The organism is Methanofollis sp. (assembly GCF_028702905.1).
Taxonomy (GTDB): Archaea; Halobacteriota; Methanomicrobia; order Methanomicrobiales; family Methanofollaceae; genus Methanofollis.
Window position 1 is genome coordinate 1 of record NZ_JAQVNX010000150.1, and the last position, 3,726, is coordinate 3,726.

At 59.6% G+C, this 3,726-nt stretch carries 5 protein-coding genes; 2 read left to right on the top strand and 3 right to left on the bottom strand.

Features of this window, described 5'->3' with window-relative positions; translation table 11 throughout:
• Positions 1-642, bottom strand: a 642-nt coding sequence (locus tag PHP59_RS11790; RefSeq protein WP_300167235.1) for an aminoacetone oxidase family FAD-binding enzyme, incomplete at its 3' end; no start/stop codon positions are given.
• Positions 643-730: 88 nt separating this feature from the next.
• Between PHP59_RS11790 and PHP59_RS11795 the strand changes: the two genes are divergently transcribed.
• Positions 731-1,726 carry a DUF2341 domain-containing protein gene (locus PHP59_RS11795; RefSeq protein ID WP_300167237.1) on the top strand — a complete coding sequence of 332 codons (996 nt, stop codon included), beginning with the start codon at positions 731-733 and terminating at the stop codon, positions 1,724-1,726.
• Positions 1,727-1,798: 72 nt separating this feature from the next.
• Here PHP59_RS11795 and PHP59_RS11800 read toward each other — a convergent pair whose 3' ends face one another.
• A complete protein-coding gene (locus tag PHP59_RS11800; RefSeq protein WP_300167239.1) occupies positions 1,799-2,320 on the bottom strand; it encodes a GNAT family N-acetyltransferase in 522 nt (173 codons plus the stop codon).
• Between the two features lie 4 nt (positions 2,321-2,324).
• Positions 2,325-2,471: a hypothetical protein gene (locus PHP59_RS11805; protein ID WP_300167242.1), complete on the bottom strand. Its 147-nt coding sequence runs from the start codon at positions 2,469-2,471 to the stop codon at positions 2,325-2,327.
• Positions 2,472-2,761: 290 nt separating this feature from the next.
• Between PHP59_RS11805 and PHP59_RS11810 the strand changes: the two genes are divergently transcribed.
• On the top strand, positions 2,762-3,316 hold the full coding sequence (locus PHP59_RS11810; protein ID WP_300167244.1) for a nucleotidyltransferase domain-containing protein: 555 nt from the start codon (positions 2,762-2,764) through the stop codon (positions 3,314-3,316).
• The last annotated feature ends 410 nt before the right edge of the window (positions 3,317-3,726 follow it).

Here is a 3,726-nt window from a genome sequence, read left to right on the forward strand (position 1 = left end):
GGTAATATTTGAGAAGGATATCCCCGCGAGGTCGGCGAACGGGTAGTCCTCGACGTAGACCGGGGCAAGCGCCGGAGCAACCTCCGTCGTCGGCTGGCCGAGGGCCCGGGCGAAGGCGTAGCCGTCACCGGTCGAGCCGGTGGCGGGGTAGGAGGCGCCGCCGGTGGCGATGACGAGGGTGGAGGCCCGAACGGCCTCCTTCGCCGTGACCAGGAACCCGTCGCCGTCACGCTCGACGGCCCGGACGGGGTCGCTATACCGGATCTCCACCCCGCGAGCGGCACACTCAGCGAGGAGGACGGCGAGGATGTCGGCGGCCTTCCGGGTCTTGGGGAAGACCTTCCCGCCGGGCTCGGTCTCCATGAAAAGCCCCCGGTCGGCGAAGAACCGGATGAGGTCGCGGTTCGTGAAGTTCATGAGCGCGGGCCGGAGGAACGTGCCGTGGTCGCCGTAGCGGGAGAGGAAGTCGGGGACCTCACCGTCGTGGGTGATGTTGCACTGCCCCGACCCGGTGATGAGGAGCTTTCGGCCCGCCGCGGGCTTCTTCTCGAAGACGATGACGGTTCTCCCGGCGCCTGCTGCCCCGAGAGCGCAGAAGAGCCCGGCGGGCCCTCCCCCGATGATCGCGATGGTCTCGTTCACGGTACTGATCGGTCGCTCCCGGACAGCATCAGCATTGGGGTGCGCCGGCCGTTAGATGGATATAGGGGCGGGTTCTCACGGGGGCACCATGAACACCACCTGGATCGCTCTCCTCACAGGACTCGCGCTCCTCACCGCCGGGGCGGCTGCGGAGGTGACAGCGCGCTACTGGCTGGACGATACCCCCGGGACCTTCTCCCACCGGCAGATGGTATCGGTCGACCGCCCCTCCGCTATAGACGGTCTCGCGGTCTCCTTCAACGCGACCTATCTTCCCGGTATGCGGCCGGATTTCGCCGACATCCGGTTCGTCGACGCTGACGGGAGAGCCGTCCCCTACTGGATCGAGGACGTGACCGCCGGCTCCCACGCCCACGTCTGGCTCGCCCTCCCGGCGAGGGCGACGGCGGTGACCATGCTCTACGGCAACCCCGATGCCCGGGACGCCGGTGACCCCGACGCGGTCTTCCTCTTCTTCGAGGACTACGAGCGCGGCGACCTCTCGCGGTGGTCGTCCTGCGGCTCGAGCGCGCTCGTTCAGTCCGATGTTGTCCGTAGCGGCGGATATGCCGGGGATATCAACGTCTCCGACCCGGACCTCCCGGAGTTCAACGAGAGAAGGGTCTGTACCGCGAATATCTCCGCGGGCCCGCTGGTGATCGAGGGGGACTTCCGGGTGAGCAAGTTCGGGAAATGGTGCGGCTCGGGCTACATCCAGGCCTGGAACGGGACCGACCGGCTCTACGCGCTCCACCTCAGGAACGGGTCGGTGCAGCACTACTACGACGGCGACCACCGGAACTTCTCCGCCGATAGACAGGCTGAGACCGATACCTGGTACCACGTCAGGGTTGTTTTAGAGACGCCGAACGCCACCGAACACGCCTGGATGGACGGCGAATACCTGGGGAGCGCACCCCTGCGGTTCGCGGACGGCTCGCCGGTGCCGGAGGATGTGGTCTTTGATGAGTTCGCCCTGATCGGGTCTTCGGCGTGGTACTCCGGGGCTCCGCACCACCTCTACGCCGACAACATCGTCGTCCGGGACTACATCCCCGTCGAGCCGCGGCTCTCGTATGGGTGAGGGGCGGAGAACAGGGTCTCGCCGCGTGTCGGGGGTGGCAGATTGGTAAAGGAGGGGGGATCGGCCGCGTGCTCACACTATCAGGTATTCTATCTCTAACAGTTTGTGATAGTCCATATACATATGGACCGGATCGGTGGATCTCCGGGTTGCTCGTTTGAACCCGAATTTCTCGTAGAACCCCACTGATTCCTGTTTTGAATCCATGGTGATAATCCTGCACCCGACATATTTTGATATATTCATTGTGAGTGCCAGAACCTCACCAAGCATCAGAAACCCGATACCGATCCGTTGATATTTTGAGGAGGTTGCCAGTCGGGCGATCTTGAGAGCCGGGTATTTCCGGTAAGGATACCCCCGTTTCCCATCCTCCGGGGCTACCTGCTTGACATCGATGCAGTCGGTGACGAGGGTGAAAAATCCGACCAATTCAGAGTCGATATACGCAAGATGGGTTACCGACAGCCGCTCTTCCTGATATACCTTCGAGTCCTCGATCAAGAACTCATCCAGATCGGCATGACCACACCTGAAGGCTGATACATCCAGATCCCCGGAGAGTGGTAAAAAATGGAGTTCCGGGAGAGGCATATCTTCACAGGCGCTGCTTTTGCGCTCTGTGCGCCGCAAACCGGATCAGTTTCCGCGCGTCTTCGGTATAGGTGGGCCTCTCCATGTACTCATGGAAACGCCGGGCATCTTCGCCCTCAAGGGTAAGCCCAAGTTCGATTGGTGTTGCCATTGTCACTCCACCCAGGATATGATATAATAATCGTGGCCACCTCAAATAGGTTTCGTCAGGTTCCCGGGATGACGCGCTCCGGGCTCCGGCACCCATCACACCAGAGACGCAGGGGTTTGTGCATCGATGAATATACGTTCTTTCTACTGTGTGAACCGGAAGTGCGAAGGCCACGTGAGCGCCAGGGTGGTGGCGGTGCTCAGGCGTGCAGGTGAGAGAAGTTGCGAGCGGAGCCGGCTTCAGCACATTCCGACCAGGTGGCGGAACCTTCTTCACCCATCGGTCGAAATATGTTCCATGTGGAACAAAATGTATCCACCCGGATCGTTGCTCTCCTGCTCAAGGGCGACTCACACCCCCGCAAACTCGCAAAGGATCTGGGCGTCTCGCACACCACCGTGCTACGGAAACTTAAGGATCTCTTAGACGGGAATGTCGTCGACTTCAGGATAGAGGGGAAGAACAGGGTTTACTTCCTGAAAAAGACCGTTGAGGCACGGTTGCATGCCTATGTGGCGGAGTGGTACGCGCTCGGAGACCTGGTCGAAGAGGCCCCCCATCTTCGGTCCGTCATCAGGGCGATTCAGGAGAGAGAAGAGATCCCGCTTGCCGTAATCTTCGGCAGTTATGCGAAGGGGACCGCGGATCGGAAGAGCGATGTCGATCTCTACATTGAGACGGACGACAGAATGGTGAAGCAAGATCTGGAACGAGCTCACCTGCGGCTCAGTGTGAAGATAGGATCCTGGGCCCCGGAGAATCTGCTGATCCAGGAGATCGTAAAGAACCATGTCATCCTGAAGGGAGTCGAACGATTCTATGAGAAAACACGGTTTTTTGAATAAATAGCGGACTTGAGAGAACCATGCTCACAGAGTGAAGATATACCATATCCATCGGGAAATGATAATCGGATATAGAACGAAAAGGACATTTCCAGGCGGCGTACACGCCGAACCGGTTCCGGAAAGGCGGCGGGTACCTTCGCCGGGACGGTTCGTTACAATAACGTTTCGAAACAGAATCGTTCCGGAAACTCCCATTTTTCGGATGAGCGCGCGAAAGATCCCCACCGCAGGAAAAGATTCTTTCTCCCCGGCCGGAACCGGGATCCAGCGTGGCTCCGTCACTCAACCATAAAAGGGCCGGATTATCGAAGCATCTCCAGTAATTTTTCTTTGGGAATGTTTGTCTGGCTGGAGATGTCGTTAAGAAGGGTATTCAGGGTTTTTGCGTTGATCTCGTTGTGCAGGGG

Excerpts from the sequence above, each read along its gene's own strand:
- PHP59_RS11795 (WP_300167237.1), top strand. The coding sequence starts at position 731 with ATGAACACCACCTGGATCGCTCTCCTCACAGGACTCGCGCTCCTCACC.
- PHP59_RS11800 (WP_300167239.1), bottom strand. The coding sequence starts at position 2,320 with ATGCCTCTCCCGGAACTCCATTTTTTACCACTCTCCGGGGATCTGGAT.
- PHP59_RS11805 (WP_300167242.1), bottom strand. The coding sequence starts at position 2,471 with ATGGCAACACCAATCGAACTTGGGCTTACCCTTGAGGGCGAAGATGCC.
- PHP59_RS11810 (WP_300167244.1), top strand. The coding sequence starts at position 2,762 with ATGTTCCATGTGGAACAAAATGTATCCACCCGGATCGTTGCTCTCCTG.